General features: G+C 67.9%; 13 protein-coding genes, 1 other RNA gene and 1 pseudogene. 2 read left to right on the forward strand and 13 right to left on the reverse strand.

Annotated features, from left to right (window positions below; translation table 11 throughout):
- Positions 1 to 40: 40 nt before the first annotated feature.
- From WIX41_RS06070 to mraZ, 12 genes and pseudogenes are all read right to left on the reverse strand, one after another.
- Positions 41 to 718: pseudogene (locus WIX41_RS06070) on the reverse strand (cell division protein FtsQ/DivIB); the annotation flags it as partial.
- A complete protein-coding gene (locus WIX41_RS06075; protein WP_409187332.1) occupies positions 715 to 1677 on the reverse strand; it encodes a D-alanine--D-alanine ligase in 963 nt (320 codons plus the stop codon). The pseudogene WIX41_RS06070 and the gene WIX41_RS06075, both read right to left, overlap by 4 nt.
- Positions 1674 to 3110, reverse strand: coding sequence for a UDP-N-acetylmuramate--L-alanine ligase (gene murC, locus WIX41_RS06080; protein WP_339446208.1), 1437 nt, complete (start codon positions 3108 to 3110; stop codon positions 1674 to 1676). The genes WIX41_RS06075 and murC overlap by 4 nt, the downstream gene beginning before the upstream one ends.
- A gap of 22 nt (positions 3111 to 3132) precedes the next feature.
- On the reverse strand, positions 3133 to 4218 hold the full coding sequence (murG, locus tag WIX41_RS06085) for an undecaprenyldiphospho-muramoylpentapeptide beta-N-acetylglucosaminyltransferase (RefSeq protein ID WP_339446209.1): 1086 nt from the start codon (positions 4216 to 4218) through the stop codon (positions 3133 to 3135).
- Positions 4215 to 5540, reverse strand: a complete 1326-nt coding sequence (gene ftsW, locus WIX41_RS06090) for a putative lipid II flippase FtsW (protein ID WP_339446210.1) — start codon at positions 5538 to 5540, stop codon at positions 4215 to 4217. The genes murG and ftsW overlap by 4 nt, the downstream gene beginning before the upstream one ends.
- On the reverse strand, positions 5540 to 6625 hold the full coding sequence (gene mraY, locus WIX41_RS06095) for a phospho-N-acetylmuramoyl-pentapeptide-transferase (RefSeq protein ID WP_214905340.1): 1086 nt from the start codon (positions 6623 to 6625) through the stop codon (positions 5540 to 5542). Before mraY ends, ftsW begins: the two co-directional genes overlap by 1 nt.
- Positions 6615 to 8009, reverse strand: a complete 1395-nt coding sequence (locus WIX41_RS06100; RefSeq protein ID WP_339446211.1) for a UDP-N-acetylmuramoyl-tripeptide--D-alanyl-D-alanine ligase — start codon at positions 8007 to 8009, stop codon at positions 6615 to 6617. The genes mraY and WIX41_RS06100 overlap by 11 nt, the downstream gene beginning before the upstream one ends.
- Positions 8006 to 9484, reverse strand: a complete 1479-nt coding sequence (locus tag WIX41_RS06105) for a UDP-N-acetylmuramoyl-L-alanyl-D-glutamate--2,6-diaminopimelate ligase (RefSeq protein WP_339446212.1) — start codon at positions 9482 to 9484, stop codon at positions 8006 to 8008. The genes WIX41_RS06100 and WIX41_RS06105 overlap by 4 nt, the downstream gene beginning before the upstream one ends.
- Positions 9481 to 11328 (reverse strand): peptidoglycan D,D-transpeptidase FtsI family protein, encoded by a 1848-nt coding sequence (locus WIX41_RS06110; protein ID WP_339446213.1) that lies wholly within the window; start codon positions 11326 to 11328, stop codon positions 9481 to 9483. Before WIX41_RS06110 ends, WIX41_RS06105 begins: the two co-directional genes overlap by 4 nt.
- Positions 11325 to 11588: a cell division protein FtsL gene (ftsL, locus tag WIX41_RS06115; RefSeq protein ID WP_068849221.1), complete on the reverse strand. Its 264-nt coding sequence runs from the start codon at positions 11586 to 11588 to the stop codon at positions 11325 to 11327. Before ftsL ends, WIX41_RS06110 begins: the two co-directional genes overlap by 4 nt.
- A complete protein-coding gene (gene rsmH, locus WIX41_RS06120) occupies positions 11588 to 12553 on the reverse strand; it encodes a 16S rRNA (cytosine(1402)-N(4))-methyltransferase RsmH (RefSeq protein ID WP_339449427.1) in 966 nt (321 codons plus the stop codon). The genes ftsL and rsmH overlap by 1 nt, the downstream gene beginning before the upstream one ends.
- A gap of 14 nt (positions 12554 to 12567) precedes the next feature.
- Positions 12568 to 13014: a division/cell wall cluster transcriptional repressor MraZ gene (mraZ, locus tag WIX41_RS06125; protein ID WP_339446214.1), complete on the reverse strand. Its 447-nt coding sequence runs from the start codon at positions 13012 to 13014 to the stop codon at positions 12568 to 12570.
- 325 nt (positions 13015 to 13339) lie between these two features.
- Between mraZ and WIX41_RS06130 the strand changes: the two genes are divergently transcribed.
- Together WIX41_RS06130 and WIX41_RS06135 are read left to right on the forward strand one after the other, a co-directional pair.
- Positions 13340 to 14131 (forward strand): NRDE family protein, encoded by a 792-nt coding sequence (locus WIX41_RS06130; protein WP_409187460.1) that lies wholly within the window; start codon positions 13340 to 13342, stop codon positions 14129 to 14131.
- A 100-nt stretch (positions 14132 to 14231) separates the two neighbouring features.
- A complete protein-coding gene (locus tag WIX41_RS06135) occupies positions 14232 to 14726 on the forward strand; it encodes a DM13 domain-containing protein (protein WP_339446216.1) in 495 nt (164 codons plus the stop codon).
- Positions 14727 to 14947: 221 nt separating this feature from the next.
- Here the strand turns inward: WIX41_RS06135 and rnpB are convergent.
- Positions 14948 to 15299: RNase P RNA component class A (gene rnpB / locus WIX41_RS06140), an RNA gene on the reverse strand.
- Between the last annotated feature and the right edge of the window lie 66 nt (positions 15300 to 15365).

Below are 15365 nucleotides of genomic sequence, written 5' to 3' on the forward strand. Positions count from 1 at the left end.
CCACATTGGCCGGCGCGGCCGCGGCCGGGTTACCCCAGCTCAGCGTGAAACCATTGGTATATCGGAGGTCGGCACGTTCAATCGGTGCCTGTTGGTTGGCCAGCTGCGGCAGCACGCGCACGAAACGCTGCAGGCGTGAGCGTGCGTCGTCGCGGCCGACCACCACTTCGGTGCCGTTGCTCAGCTGCAGCGACCAGCTGCCACGCGCATCCATCCTGACCCGGGTAACGTCCACCCCGGCCGGTGCGAACAGCGCGCGCGCATCGTTGTACAGCGCCACCACTTCTTCGGTCTGGGTGTCCGGGCCTTCCAGGTCCGGCAGCGCCAGGTCCTGCAGCTTCTGCGGAGTGGCGAACAGCTTGCCCTGCTCGGACAGCAGCCGGTCCTTGCCCCAGCGCGCGAACGGCCTGTGCTCGACCAGGGTGATTTCCAGCACGTCCGGCCACTGCTTGCGCACCTGCGCGCTTTCCACCCACGGCAGCGTTTCGATCGCGTCCTGCGCGTCCTGCAGCTTGACCGCGAAGAAGCCGGACTTCGCATACGGCAGCACCACCTGCTGCAGCTGCTCGGCCGGCACCCGCTTGAACTCACCGTGCACGCGCAGCTTGGCCAATGGCCAGCGTTCGGCACCCACCCAGCCGTTGAGCACCGCCACCACGGGCAGCGCTACCAGCGACAGGGCCAGCAACCAGACGAAGATGCGCAGCACGGCGTTCATGGGTGGGTGTGCTCCAGGGTCTGTTCCAGCACGCGCCAGACCAGCTCTTCAAAGCCGATCCCCGCCTGGCCGGCCGCCTTGGGCACCAGCGAATGGCTGGTCATGCCCGGCGCGGTGTTCACTTCGAGCAGGTAGAACGCGCCGCTGTTGCGGTCGCGCATCACGTCAACGCGACCCCAGCCACGGCAGCCGGCGGCGCGGAACGCTTCCAGCGCGATGCGGCGGATCTCCGCTTCGTCGTCGCCTTCCAGGCCCGGGCACAGGTACTGGGTGTCCTCGGCGATGTACTTGGCGTTGTAGTCGTACCACTGGCCCTTGGGCACGATGCGGATCGACGGCAACGCCTGGTCATCGAGAATGCCGACGGTCAGTTCGTCGCCGACCACCATCTGCTCCATCAACAGTTGGCCGTCGTAACGCGCCGCCAGTGCCACCGCCTCATCCAGGCCGGCCTCATCGGTGACCCGGCTGATGCCGACGCTGGAGCCTTCGTTGGCCGGCTTGACCACCACCGGCAGGCCGAGCTCGGCCGCCAGCGCATGGACGTTGTTGCTGTCCACCTTCCTGTACTGCGGGGTGGGCAGGCCGAGCGACAGCCACACCTGCTTGGTGCGGATCTTGTCCATGCCCAGCGCCGAGCCGAGCACGTTCGAACCGGTATACGGCACGCCGAAGGCTTCCATCAGCCCCTGCACGATGCCGTCCTCACCGCCACCATTATGGCCGTGCAGGATGTTGAAGACGCGGTCGAAACGCTTTTCCACCAAGGCCAGCGCCAACGCCGGAATGCCGTCCACGGCGGTGGCGTTGACGCCGCGCGCGCGCAGCGCCTCGATCACGTTGCGGCCCGAATCCAGCGACACCTCGCGTTCGCTGGAGGTACCGCCCAGCAGCACGGCGACACGGCCGAACATGGCCGGGTCGGTGGTGCGCAGCGGCGGGAAGGTCAGCGTGCTCATGCCGCCGGCACCTCGCTGAAGCCATCGGTAGCCACCTGCTGGGCGACGTGGCCGATATCGCCGGCCCCCATCATCAGCAGCAGGTCGCCATCCTGCAGTACATCGGGCAGCACGTGCTGCAGCTCGGACGCCTGGCCGACCACGACCGGTTCGCTGCGGCCACGCGCACGGATGGCGCGGGCCAGCGAGCGCGAATCGGCACCGGGAATCGGCGCTTCACCCGCCGGGTAGACCTCGCTCAGCACCAGCGCATCCACTTCGGACAACACGGCGGCAAACGCATCGAACTGGTCGCGGGTACGGCTGTAGCGGTGTGGCTGGAACGCCACCACCAGGCGCTGCGACGGCCAGCCCCCCCGGGCGGCGGCGAACACGGCAGCCAGTTCGCGCGGATGGTGGCCGTAGTCGTCGATCACGCGCACCTTGGCACCGGTGCGGGTGGTGACGATGCCCAGGTCGTTGAAGCGGCGGCCGATGCCGGCAAAGCTTTCCAGCGCGCGCGCGATCGCATCCGGGGCCACGCCCAGCTGCCAACCCACCGCAGCGGCGGCCAACGCATTGAGCACGTTGTGCGCGCCCGGCAGCGCCAGCGTCACCGGGTGGCTGCTGCCTTCGGGCAGGCGCAGGGTGAAGCGCATGCGCGGGCCGTCCTGGACCACGTCTTCGGCACGTACATCCGCATTGCTGCTCATGCCATAGCTCATGACGTGGCGCGGGGTCTGCGCGGCCAGCGCGGCCACTTCCGGGTCGTCGATGCACAGCACCGCCAGCCCGTAGAACGGCAGGCGCTGCAGGAATTCGGCGAAGGCGGCCTGCACGCGGGAGAAGTCGTTGCCGTAGTTCTCCAGGTGGTCCGCATCAATGTTGGTGATCACCGACACCAGCGGGTTCAGGCGCAGGAAGCTGCCGTCGCTTTCATCGGCTTCGGCCACCAGCCACTGGCCACTGCCCAGCTTGGCATTGGCCCCGGCCGCCAGCAGCTGGCCACCGATCACGAAGGTCGGGTCCAGCCCGCCTTCGCTCAGCACGGCAGCGGTGAGGCTGGTGGTGGTGGTCTTGCCGTGGGTGCCGGCCACGGCGATGCCGCGGCGGAAACGCATCAGCTCGGCCAGCATGGCCGCGCGCGGCATGATCGGAATGCGCTGGCTGCGCGCCTCCATCAGCTCCGGGTTGTCTTCACGGATCGCGCTGGAGACCACCACGCAGTCGGTGCCGAGCACGTTGGCGGCCGAATGGCCGCGCATCACGCGCGCACCCAGCCCGGCCAGGCGGCGGGTGGCGGCGTTGTCGGCGTTGTCCGAGCCGGACACTTCATAGCCCAGCGTCAGCATCACTTCGGCGATGCCGCTCATGCCGGTGCCACCGATGCCGACGAAGTGCACGCGCGGGAAGGCGCGCACCAGGTCATTGGTGTCGTGCAGGCGGCGGATCATGCGCGGCCTCGCGTAACGGTGTTCATTTGGATTCCTCGAGAATGATGTCGGCAATGCGCTCGGCGGCATCGACCTTGGCCAGGGCACGCGCGGCGGTTGCCATCTGCATGCGGCGGGCGGAATTTTCGGACAGATCGCGCAGCACGTCCTGCAGGCGGGCGGCCAGCGTTTCATCCTGCTTCAGCAACACGGCCGCGCCGCGCTCGACCAGGTATTCCGCATTGCGGGTCTGGTGATCGTCGACGGCCGCAGCGAACGGCACCAGCACGCTGCCCACGCCGACCGCGCACAGCTCGGCCAGGGTGGAGGCACCGGAGCGGCACACCACCAGATCGGCCCAGCCGAAGGCTTCTGCCATGTCGGCAATGAACGGCTCCACGCGCGCGCTGACACCGGCGTCCTGATAGGCCTGCAGTGCTTCGGCGTGCAGCTTTTCGCCGCTCTGGTGGCGCACCTCGACGACAACGCTGCCGGCAAGTGCGGCCAGCGCCTGCGGCACGGCGTTGTTGAGCGCGCGTGCGCCCTGGCTGCCGCCGAGCACCAGCACCCGCAGCGGGCCTGCGCGGCCGGCCAGGCGCTGTTCCGGTACGGCAATCGCGGCAATCTCGGCACGCACCGGGTTGCCCACCGCTTCTTCGCGCTGGGCGAAGCTGCCCGGGAAGCCGGTCAGCACGCGGCGCGCGAAGCGCGACAGCACGCGGTTGGTCAGGCCCGGTGCGCGGTTCTGTTCGTGCACCAGCAACGGCAGCCCATGCAGACGTGCGGCCAGCCCACCCGGACCGGAGGCGAAGCCGCCGAAGGCGATCACCGCACGCGGCTGGCGGTCGCGGATCAGGAAGCCGGCCGAACGCACCGCGCGCAGCAGGCGGCCGGGCGCGGTCAGCAGCGCCAGCGTGCCCTTGCCACGCAGGCCGCTGATGGCCAGCGTGTCGATGTGGATGTCGTGCTGGGGCACCAGGCGGGTTTCCATGCCGCCGACACTGCCCAGCCAGGTCACCGGAATGCCGCGCTCACGCAGTACCTTGGCCACGGCCAGGCCAGGGAAGATGTGGCCACCGGTACCGCCAGCCATGATCATTACCGGACGCGGAGCATTCTGGGCGCTCATCCCATCCTCCCCAACGTCGGCTCGATGCGTTGCTGCATGCGACTGGTACCCCGCGGCGCACTGTCGCGCTGCACGGACGGGCGCGGGGCGCTGTCCTGCATCGCGGCGGCCACGGCACTGGCACTGGCGGGGGCATCGACCGGCGCGGCATCGTCCAGCTCGGCGGCGCCCATGCGCACCGCCTGGCGGCGCTCGGCACGGTCCAGCTCATAGGACACGCGCAGCAGCAGGCCCATCGCCACGCAGGTCATCAGCACGCTCGAGCCGCCCGACGAGATCAGCGGCAGGGTCAAGCCCTTGGTCGGCAGGATGCCCAGGTTCACCCCGATCGAGACGAAGCTCTGCATGCTCACCCACAGGCCGATGCCGAAGGCGATGTAGCCGGAGAAGTGGCGCTTCATTTCCACGCAGCGCATGCCGATCCAGAACGCGCGGCCCGCCAGCAGCGCATACAGCGCCACGATCAGGCAGGTGCCGATGAAGCCCAGCTCTTCGGCGGTGACCGAGAAGATGAAATCGGTATGCGCTTCGGGCAGGTAGTACAGCTTCTGCACCGAGTTGCCCAGGCCCACGCCGGTCCACTCGCCACGGCCCACCGCCATCAACGCGTTGGACAGCTGGTAGCCATCGCCCTGCTGGTCGGCCCACGGATCCCAGAACGAGGTGATGCGGCGCATGCGGTACGGTTCGATGATCGCCAGCGCGCTCATCGCCACCAGCCCGAACACGATCGGCATCGACATGCGCGGCAGGTTCACCCCGCCCAGCACCAGCATGCCGGCGGTGATCGCCAGCAGCAGGGTCGAGGAACCGAAGTCGGGCTGCAGCAACAACAGCACCACCAGCGCACCGGCCACGCCCAGCGGCTTGAGCATGGCCGGCCAGGTCGCATTGACCTCATCACGGAAGCGCACCAGGTAGCTGGACAGCCACACGATGTAGAGCACCTTCACCGCTTCGACGGTCTGGAACTTGGAGAAGCCCAGGTTGATCCAGCGCCGGGCGCCGTTGACGCTGCTGCCCAGGCCGGGAATGAACACGACCACCAGCAGCGCGAAGCAGCCCAGCAGCAGCATCTGGTTGTACTGCTCGATGCTCTTGAGCTCGGTGCGCATGGCGATGGCTGCCAACGCGATACCCACCGCCAGGAACACCAGGTGGCGGTTGAGGTAGTAGAACGGGCTGCTCATCAGCGCGATCGAACTCGACGCGACCATCACCACGCCCAGCCCGGTGAGCGCGATGATCGCGCCCAGCAGCCACTTGTCGAAGTGGCCTCCGATGGCTTCAAGGCGGGTTGCCTGGCGCGACAGGTCGTTCATCAGCGGACCTTCAACGTGGCCAGGCCGATCAGCACCAGCACCACCGAAATGATCCAGAAGCGCACGATCACGCGCGGCTCCGGCCAGCCCTTCAGTTCGAAGTGGTGGTGGATCGGCGCCATGCGGAACACGCGCTTGCCGGTCAGCTTGAACGAGGCGACCTGGATCATCACCGACAGCGTTTCAATCACGAACACCCCGCCCATGATCACCAGCACCAGTTCCTGGCGGGTGATCACCGCAATCGTGCCCAGCACCGCGCCCAGCGCCAGCGCGCCGATATCGCCCATGAACACCATGGCCGGGTAGGTGTTGAACCACAGGAAGCCCAGGCCGGCGCCGGCGATGGCCGCACAGATGATCACCAGCTCGCCCGCACCCGGAATCTGCGGGATCTGCAGGTAGTTGGAGAACACCACGTTGCCCGAGGCGTAGGCGAATACGCCCAGCGCGCAAGCCACCAGCACGGTCGGCATGATCGCCAGCCCGTCCAGGCCGTCGGTCAGGTTGACCGCGTTGGAGAAGCCGACGATCCAGAAGTAGGCGATGGCCACGAAGCTGATCCCGGCCAGCGGCAGGGCCACGGACTTGAACATCGGGATGTAGAAGGTCAGCGCCGCCGGCACATCGGCGGTGTAGAACAGGAACAGACCCGCCGCCAGGCCGAAGATCGACTGCAGCAGGTACTTCCAGCGCGACTTCAGGCCGTTCGGGTCGCGGCGGACGATCTTGATCCAGTCGTCGTACCAGCCGATCGCACCGAAGCACAGCATCACCGCCAGCACCACCCACACGTAGCGGTTGCGCAGGTCGGCCCACAGCAGCACCGACAGGGTGATGGTGAGCAGGATCAGCGAGCCGCCCATGGTCGGCGTACCGGCCTTGGAGAAGTGGGTCTGCGGACCATCCTTGCGGATCGGCTGGCCGCCCTTGAACTGGGCCAGCTTGCGGATCATCGCCGGGCCCAGCCACAACGACAGGAACAGCGCGGTAAGCGCGGCCAGGATGCCGCGCAGAGTCAGATAGCCGAACAGCCCGAACAGGCTCTCCAACTGCTGCAACCATCGGGCCAGTTCAAGCAACATGGGGGGTTTCCTCTCCTCGCGCCAGCAGCGCTTTTACAATCTTGTCCATGGCGCTGCCGCGCGAGCCCTTGACCAGGCAGCGCACGCCAGCATGCAGTTCGTCGGCCAGCGCGGCAGCCAGCGCGTCGTGGCTCTGGAAGTGACGGCCGCCATCGCCGAACGCGTGCGATGCCGCCGCGCTCAACGTGCCCAGCGCGTACAGCCGCTTCAGCCCGGCCTCGCGTGCGCGGCGGCCGGCCTGCGCGTGCAGCGCCTCGCCGTCCGGGCCGAGCTCGCGCATGTCGCCCAGCACCAGCCAGGCCTCGTCCTTCGACGCGGCCAGCGCGTCGATGGCGGCCGCCAGCGAGCCGGGGTTGGCGTTGTAGCTGTCATCGATCAACACCGCGCCGTTGGGCAGCCGGTGGGCGATCTGGCGGCCGGGCACCGGTTCGGCGCGGGCCAGGCCGGCGGCGATCGATGCCAGGCCGATGTCCGCCGCCAGCGCCAGCGAGGCGGCGGCCAGGGCATTGCTGATGTTGTGCCGGCCCGGCAGGGCGAGTGCGATCTCCACGTTGCCGACCGGACTGACCAGCAGGAACTGGCTGCCGTCGGCGGTCGCGCGGATGCCCTGCGCGGTCACGTCGGCGCTGTGGTCCAGGGCGTAGCGCAGCAGGCGGCTGCGCGGCGGCTGGCCGACGATATGCTGTTCGAACCAGATGCCGAAGGCATCGTCGGCGTTGATCACCGCCACGCCATCGGCTGGCAGCGCCGCATAGATGGCGCCCTTGGTGCTGGCCACGCCCTGCAGGCTGCCCATCCGCTCCAGGTGTGCCGGGGCGATGTTGTTGACCAGCGCGTACCGCGGGCGCGCGATATCGGTGAGGTAGGCGATGTCGCCCGGCTTGCCGGCACCCATCTCGTAGATGGCGAAGTCGGCATCCTCCGGCGCATCGATCACCGCCAACGGCAGGCCGATCTCGTTGTTGCGGTTGCCCGGGTTGGCGTACACGACAGAATGCTGTTCGCGCGCGACCTGCTCCAGGATCGCCAGCAGCAGGCTCTTGACGCTGGTCTTGCCGTTGCTGCCGGTGATGGCGAAGACCTGCGCGGCGCGGTCGCGCTGCATGCCGGCGGCAATGCGGCCGAGTGCATGTTCGCTGTCGCCCACCACGATCTGCGGAACGGCCACCTCGAGCAGGCGTTCTACCAGCATCGCGCTGGCGCCACGGGCCACCGCGTCAGCGGCGAAGTCATGGCCGTCGAAGCGTTCACCGCGCAGCGCCACGTACAGGCTGCCGGGCGCCAGGGTGCGGGTGTCGTTGCTGATGGTGTCGATGGCGGTGTCTTCGCCATGGATTTCACCACCGGCCCAGTGGGCGATCAGGGAGAGCGGCGTGCGCTTCACAGGATGCCCTCCTTGGCGCTGAGCGCGGCCGCAGCCACCAGGGTGTCGTCGAAGTCGTGCTTGACCCCACGCACTTCCTGGTAGGGTTCGTGGCCCTTGCCGGCCAGCAGCACGATGTCGCCCGCGCCGGCCAGCTTCACGGCCAGCCCGATCGCGCGCGCCCGGTTGCGCTGCACGGTGACGGCATCAGGTGCGGTGAAACCGGCCAGGATGTCGGCCACGATCGCGTCGCCGTCTTCGCCACGCGGGTTGTCGTCGGTGACGATCACCTGGTCGGCCAGGCGCTCGGCGATGGCGGCCATCTGCGGGCGCTTGCCGGCATCACGCTCACCGCCGCAGCCGAACACACAGAACAACCTGCCCTGCAGGTGGCCCTGCAGGCTCTGCAGCGCCTGTTCCAGCGCATCGGGGGTGTGGGCGTAATCGACCACCACGGTCGGCAGGCCGCGCTCCCCGCCGAGGCGGTTCATGCGCCCGGCAATGGGCTGCAGCTGCGCGATCAGCGCGGCAATGGCGCCCGGGGCATGGCCCAGCGCATGCAGCACGCCGGCCACGGCCAGCAGATTGTCCACGTTGAAGCGGCCCAGCAGCGGCGACTGCACCGGGTGCCGCGCACCGCCGACCACCAGGTCGAAGGCGATGCCACGGCCATCGAGTTTGAGCGAATCGGCGCGCAGCGTGGCCTGCTGCGCACCGCGCGAGCTGACTCCGATCCGGGCGATGCCGGCATCGACGGTACGCAGCAGCTCGCTGCCGAAGCTGTCGTCCAGGTTGACCACGGCCGCCTTGAGGCCGGCGCGGTGGAACAGCCTGGCCTTGGCCGCGCCGTAGCGGGCCATGTCGCCGTGGTAATCCAGATGGTCGCGGGTGAGGTTGGTGAACACCGCCACGTCGTAGTGCACGGCATCCACGCGGCCCTGGTCGAGCGCATGCGAGCTGACTTCCATCGCGATCGCGTTGGCGCCCTGGTCGCGCAGCTGCGCCAGCACCTCATGCATCTGCAGCACCAGCGGGGTGGTGAAGCCGGTCGGCACGACATCGCCGTACAGGCCCACGCCCAGCGTGCCGATGCTTCCGCTGACGGTGCCCAGCAGGTGCCAGGCCTGGGCCAGCAGCTGCACGGTGGAGGTTTTGCCGTTGGTGCCGGTCACCCCGACCATGGTCATCGCGCGCGACGGATGCCCGTGGAACTGGTCGGCCATGTTGCCCATGCGCGTGCGCAGGCCCGGCACGGCAATGGCATCGGCCGGTGCCGGCAGTTCCACCGGTGCCGGCGGCTCGAACAGGATCGCGGCCGCGCCGGCGGCGCGGGCCTGGTCGACGAAACCAAGGCCATGCGCGCCGAAGCCGGCAATGGCCACGAAGGCATTGCCGGGGCGCACGGCGCGGCTGTCCAGCACCAGGCCGGTGATGGACGGGTCGTGGCTCAGCACCACATCGGGAAGCAACTGCGAAAGCAACATCATCTGGCTCATTGCGTGCCTCCCTGCGCGGGCGGCAACGTGGCGTGCGCGCTGGGCAGCGCGGCATCGAATTCAGCGGCGGCATCGGGCGCGGCAACCGTCTCCGCCGGCGGCGGGGTCGGCAGCGAGGAAGCGGCATGCCCCATCTTTCCGGACTGCTGGGCAGCCAGCCAGGAATCGATATCGTCCGGCGGCACATCCATCAGGCGCAGCGCGCCTTCCATGACGTTGTGGAATACCGGCGCCGATACCAGGCCGCCGTAGTACTTGCCGCCCTGCGGGTCGTTGATCACGATCACCGTGGCAAAGCGCGGGTTGCTGGCCGGCACCACGCCGGCGAACAGCGCGTTGTAATGGCCGCGCTCATAGCCGCCGGGACCGGCCTTGCGTGCGGTACCGGTCTTGCCGGCCACGTGGTAGCCCAGCACCGCCGCCTGCTTGGCGCCGCCCTGGGTAACCACCGTTTCCATCATCGCCACGACCTCTTTGGCGACCTTCTCGTCGATGATCTGCCTGCCTTCGTTGCGCTGGCCCTTGACGAAGGTCGGCGCGATCAGCTTGCCGCCGTTGCCCAGCGCCGAATAGGCCGTAGCGATCTGCAGCGGCGTGACATTCAAACCATAGCCGTAGGACAAGGTGGTTTTGGAAGAACCACTCCAGCGCGCCGGGCGCGGGAACACGCCTGCCGATTCGCCGGGGAAACCGCTGTGCGGGGCCACGCCGTAGCCGAAGCTGTGGACGTGGTCGTAGAAGACCTGGTCGGGCATCTTGGCGGCGATCTTGGCCGCACCGATGTTCGAACTGCGGGTGATCACGCCGGTGACGGTGAGCACGCCGTTGTTCCGCGGCACGTCCTTGATGGTGTAGCGGCCGATCGCCATGTAGCCCGGGTTGGTGTCGACCGTGGTGTCCTTGGTGACCACGCCGGACTGCAGCGCCGAGGCGATGGTCAGCGGCTTCATGGTCGAACCCGGCTCAACCAGGTCGGTCACGGCGCGGTTGCGGCGCGTATCCGGTGCAGCCCCGCCCACCGCATTGGGGTTGTAGGTCGGCAGGTTGACCATGGCCAGCACTTCGCCGGTAGCCACGTCCATGATCACCATCGAACCGCCGGCGGCCTTGTTCTCGATCAGCGCGTTGCGCAGCTCCTTGAAGGCGAGGAACTGGATGCGGCGGTCGATGCTCAGGGTCAGGTCCTTGCCCGGCTCGGCGGCGCGCAGCAGGTCGCTTTCAACCGTGTCGCCCTTGCGGTTGCGGATCACCCGCTTGGCGCCGGCCTTGCCACGCAGCCATTCGTCGAAGGCCAGTTCCAGCCCTTCCTGGCCGCGGTCGTCGATGTTGGTGAAGCCCAGCACGTGCGCCATCGCCTCACCCTGCGGGTAGAAGCGGCGGAACTCGCGCTGCGAGGCCACGCCGGGGATCTTCAGCGCCACTACCTTTTCGGCGTCGTCGGGATTGATCCGGCGGCGCAGGTACATGAATTCCTTGTCGGCCTTCTGGCTGAGCCTGGAGGTCAGCTCGTCCAGCGGCATGCCCAGCGCGGTGGCCAGTTCCGGGATGCGGTCGGGCGAGCGCATCAACTCCTGCGGGTTGACCCAGATCGAGGCAACCGGGGTGGACACCGCCACCGGCTCGCCGTTGCGGTCGGTGATCATGCCGCGCGAGGTGTTGATCGGCAGCTCGCGCAGGTAGCGGGCTTCGCCCTGGCGCTGGTAGAAGTCGCTGTTGATGATCTGCACGTACGCGGCGCGGCCGACCAGCGACACCGAGCACAGGCCCAGCGCCAGGCCCACCCACTTCAGGCGCTGGCGCAGGTTGAAGGCGTTGCGGGTGCGGTTGCGGCCGGTCTTGTTCATGGCCGTACCACCACGACATCGGCCGCTTCGGGGAACTTCATGCCCAGCCGCTCGCGCGCCACGCGGTCGACGCGGGTGGCTTCGGCCAGGGTCGCCTGCTCCAGCTGCAGGCGGCCGAATTCAATATTCAGTTCGTCGCGGGCGCGCTCCACGCGCGAGAGTTCGACGAAGGTCTGCCGGTGGCGGTGGCGCATGAACACCACACCGATCGCCGAGGCGATGGTGCAGGCCAGCAGCACGACCAGCAGCAGGCGGCTCATCACGCCACCCCGCGCTTTTCGGCCACGCGCAGCACGGCGCTGCGCGAACGCGGGTTGACCGCCAGCTCGTCGTCCTCGGCCTTGATGGCACCGCCGACCAGGTCCAGCGTCGGCACGAACGCGGCCAGCTCGGGCAGCCGGCGGTTGGTCGGCGGGGCCTTGGCGTGGCGGTTCATGAACTGCTTGACGATGCGGTCTTCCAGCGAATGGAAGCTGATCACCGCCAGCCGGCCGCCGGGCTTGAGCCGCGCCATTGCCGCGTCCAGGCCGGCTTCAAGGTCGGCCAGTTCGCGGTTGATGTGGATGCGGATGGCCTGGAAGCTGCGCGTGGCCGGGTGGATCTTGTCTTTGCCGCGCGGCATCACCGAGGCGATCAGCTCGGCCAGTTCGGCGGTACGGGTGAACGGCTGCTTGTCGCGGCGCGCGATGATCGCACGGGCGATGCGGCGCCCCTGGCGCTCCTCGCCGTAGGTCCACAGCACATCCATCAGCTCACGCTCTTCGACGTGGTTGAGCCACTGCGCCGCGCTTTCGCCGCTGTCCGGGTCCATGCGCATGTCCAGCGGGCCGTCCTTGCCGAAGCTGAAACCGCGCTCGGCCACGTCCAGCTGCGGCGAGGACACGCCCAGGTCGAACAGCACGCCATCCAGGCCGTCGGCGGTTTCGCTCCAGTGCAGCAGGTCGGCGAAGCTGCCACGGAAGATCGAGACGCGCGGATCCGGCGCGAAATCGCGCTCGGCTACCGCGATTGCCTCCGGATCCTTGTCCATGACCAGCAGCCGGCCTCCAGGACCGAGTTGCTCAAGCACGCCGCGCGCGTGACCGCCACGACCAAACGTGCCATCGAGATACGTTCCGTTTTCGATCACCCTCAGGCCGTCCAGGACCTGCGTGTACAGGACCGGCAGGTGGCCCGCCGGCGACTGCGACACCGGAAGGTGACCGGCCTGCGCGCCACCGCGCATCCGGGCACCCCGGCTCACAACTTCAGGTCGAGCAACCCATCGCCCAGATCCCCGTCAGACAACGTCTGCTGGATCAATGCGCGATGAGCCTGCTCGCTCCACAATTCGAATTTGTCGCCCATGCCGAGCAACACCGCCTTCTTTTCAATGCCAACAGCGCCACGGTGGCTTGCCGGAATACTGATGCGGCCGTTGCCATCCAGCTCCAGATGCGCGGCCGAACCGACCAGCTTCTGTTGCAGCAGGCGCACGACGCGCTGTGTGTTGGGTTTGGCCATGACGTCGTCGCGGACCCGCTCCCACTCCTGTTCGGCGTACAGCCACAGGCAGCCGGACTCGAAGGGGTTGTAGGTCAGGACCAGGCGGTTGTTGCTCACGCGCGCGACGAGGTCGCGATGCGCGGTGGGAACCGCCATGCGTCCTTTTTCGTCAACCGTGATGGCCGTCTCGCCTTGAAACACGACGCGTGCACCTTTTCCTTCGCCCGGTGAAACATTGAACCACGAAAAACCACAAAAAACCCGGTTTTCCCTCTGTTGCCCACCTTAGCAGTGCCGATTGGGTTGTCAACAGTTTTGCGAAGGGGAAATCGCCTTGGACATCAAGGGCTTGCAGCAATGTTTAGAGACTTGTTCAAGGCTTATCCACAAGTTGCTGTTTCGTCTCATCTTTTGAGATTGGGCCGAAGTTCAGGCCCGTGGAGGCCGCGTGAAACATCGCTGCGCATTCATCGGCCTGCACGTCGCCGGCAACCCGGTGTTGCGCAAACCCGGCACAATGCGCGGCATGTGTCTGCTCGCCCTGGCCTGGAAGGTCCACCCCCGCTGGCAATTGCTGATGGCCGGCAACCGTGATGAATTCCACGAGCGCCCGACCGCCGGGCTGGCCGCATGGCCTGCCCCGGACCTTGGCGTGCTGGCTGGCCGTGATCTGCGTTCGGGGGGCACCTGGGCTGGCGTCGGTCGCGATGGCCGGATGGCCGTGGTGACCAACGTGCGCGACCCGCTGGCGCGGCAGACCGGTCCGTCGCGCGGCGCACTGGTGGCCGACTACCTGCGCGGCACCACCCCGGCCGCCGACTTCGTCAACCTGCTGGCCGCCGACGCGCCCGCCTTCGCCCCGTTCAACCTGCTGCTCGCCGACCGCGACAGCTGCCAGTTCCTCGGCAACCACCCCCTGCTGCACCAGGCGCTGGCACCGGGCATCCACGGCATGTCCAACGGTCCGCTGGATGCGCCGTGGCCCAAGACACTGGCATTGAACGCGGCCCTGCAGGCCTGGGTGGATGCCGGCCACGAGGACCTCTCGCCACTGTGGGCGGCACTGGCCGACGAAACCCGCGCCGACGACGCCGACCTGCCAGATACCGGGATCGGCCTGGAACGCGAGCGCTGGCTGTCGCCCGCCTTCATCCGCAGCCCCGGGTACGGCACCCGGGCCAGTACCGTGATCGCATTGGACGCCCAGGGCCAGGGCTTCATCTGCGAGCGCCGGTTCGCCCCCTCGGGCGCCTGCAGCGGGGAAACCACGCTGACGGTCGGCACGCCCGGGCCGCTGCCCAACCCCGCTGCACTGTGAATGGAAGGGCGCGCTGCGGCGCGCCGCGCGGATCGATCCGCGTCACCGCACGCTCTTGTCTGGCACCGGCGCAGTCCGCGCCTTCCCGTTGAGAGTCCCGATGAATCGACGCATCACCCTGTTCCTCGCCACCCACGTGCTGACCCTGGCAGCGGGCTTCGGTAGCGGCGTATACCTGCTGCCGATCCTCACCGCACCGGATGGTCCAAGCGCTGCCAGCGTTGCCGAGGCGATGGCCAACAGCACCCATGAAGCCCGCTTCCGTCGCGACCTCAAGGGCAGCGACGCGGTGCACTGGGCCGACGGCAAGGTAAGCGTGAGCCACGACCGGATCGCCTTCGACGGCCGCATGGGCCCAGGCCCGGACTACAAGGTGTACCTGTCGCGCGAGTTCGTCGACAACCGCGGCGATTTCCTGCGCATCAAGCAGGACGCCACCCTGATCGGCGACGTAAAGACCTTCAACCGCTTCCTGTTGGACGTGCCCGACAACGTGGACATCGACGACTACACCACCGTCGTGGTCTGGTGCGAAGCCTTCAGTCAGTTCATCTCAGCGGCCCAATACCGCAACGGCCTGGAAGAGCCAGCCTGAAATCCCGCACCCCCAAGGAGCGGCACAACCGCAACCACGCTCCAGTGAGCCCCCAACAATGCACCTGGAGGCACAGCCCCCTTTAGTAAAGGGGGCGCGGCGACAGCCGCGGGGAATTGGATGTTGGTGGCGCCCGGGGCCCAAGGTTTGCGTCGCAAACCTTGGGGGCTTCTTCGCAGAATGCGAAGAAAGGGCGCTTTTTTCGCATTCTGCGAAAAAAGCGGCAGAGCCGGCCGATAAGCCGGGTTTTGTCGTGGACAGTCATTCTTCTAGGCGCCACGTCACCGTGACGCTCAAGCAACCTACCCGGTCCCGACGCGGGCCGCGCCATGAGGACCCTATTTGGTCTTGCTCCAGGTGGGGTTTGCCGTGCCGGTCTGTTGCCAGACTCGCGGTGCGCTCTTACCGCACCATTTCACCCTTACCGGCTCCCCGAAGGGAACGTAGGCGGTATCTTTCTGTTGCACTTTCCGTCGGCTCGCGCCGCCCAGGCGTTACCTGGCACCTTGCCCTGCGGAGCCCGGACTTTCCTCGGCATTCCCGAAGGAATGACGCGACTGCCTGGCCGACTCTGCCAGGGGCATCATCCCACAGCACGCCACAGGTGACCAGCGCGCTGCTGCCCGGCCACAGGGAGGA

It is taken from the genome of Stenotrophomonas sp. AB1(2024) (assembly GCF_037482345.1).
Classification (GTDB): domain Bacteria; phylum Pseudomonadota; class Gammaproteobacteria; order Xanthomonadales; family Xanthomonadaceae; genus Stenotrophomonas.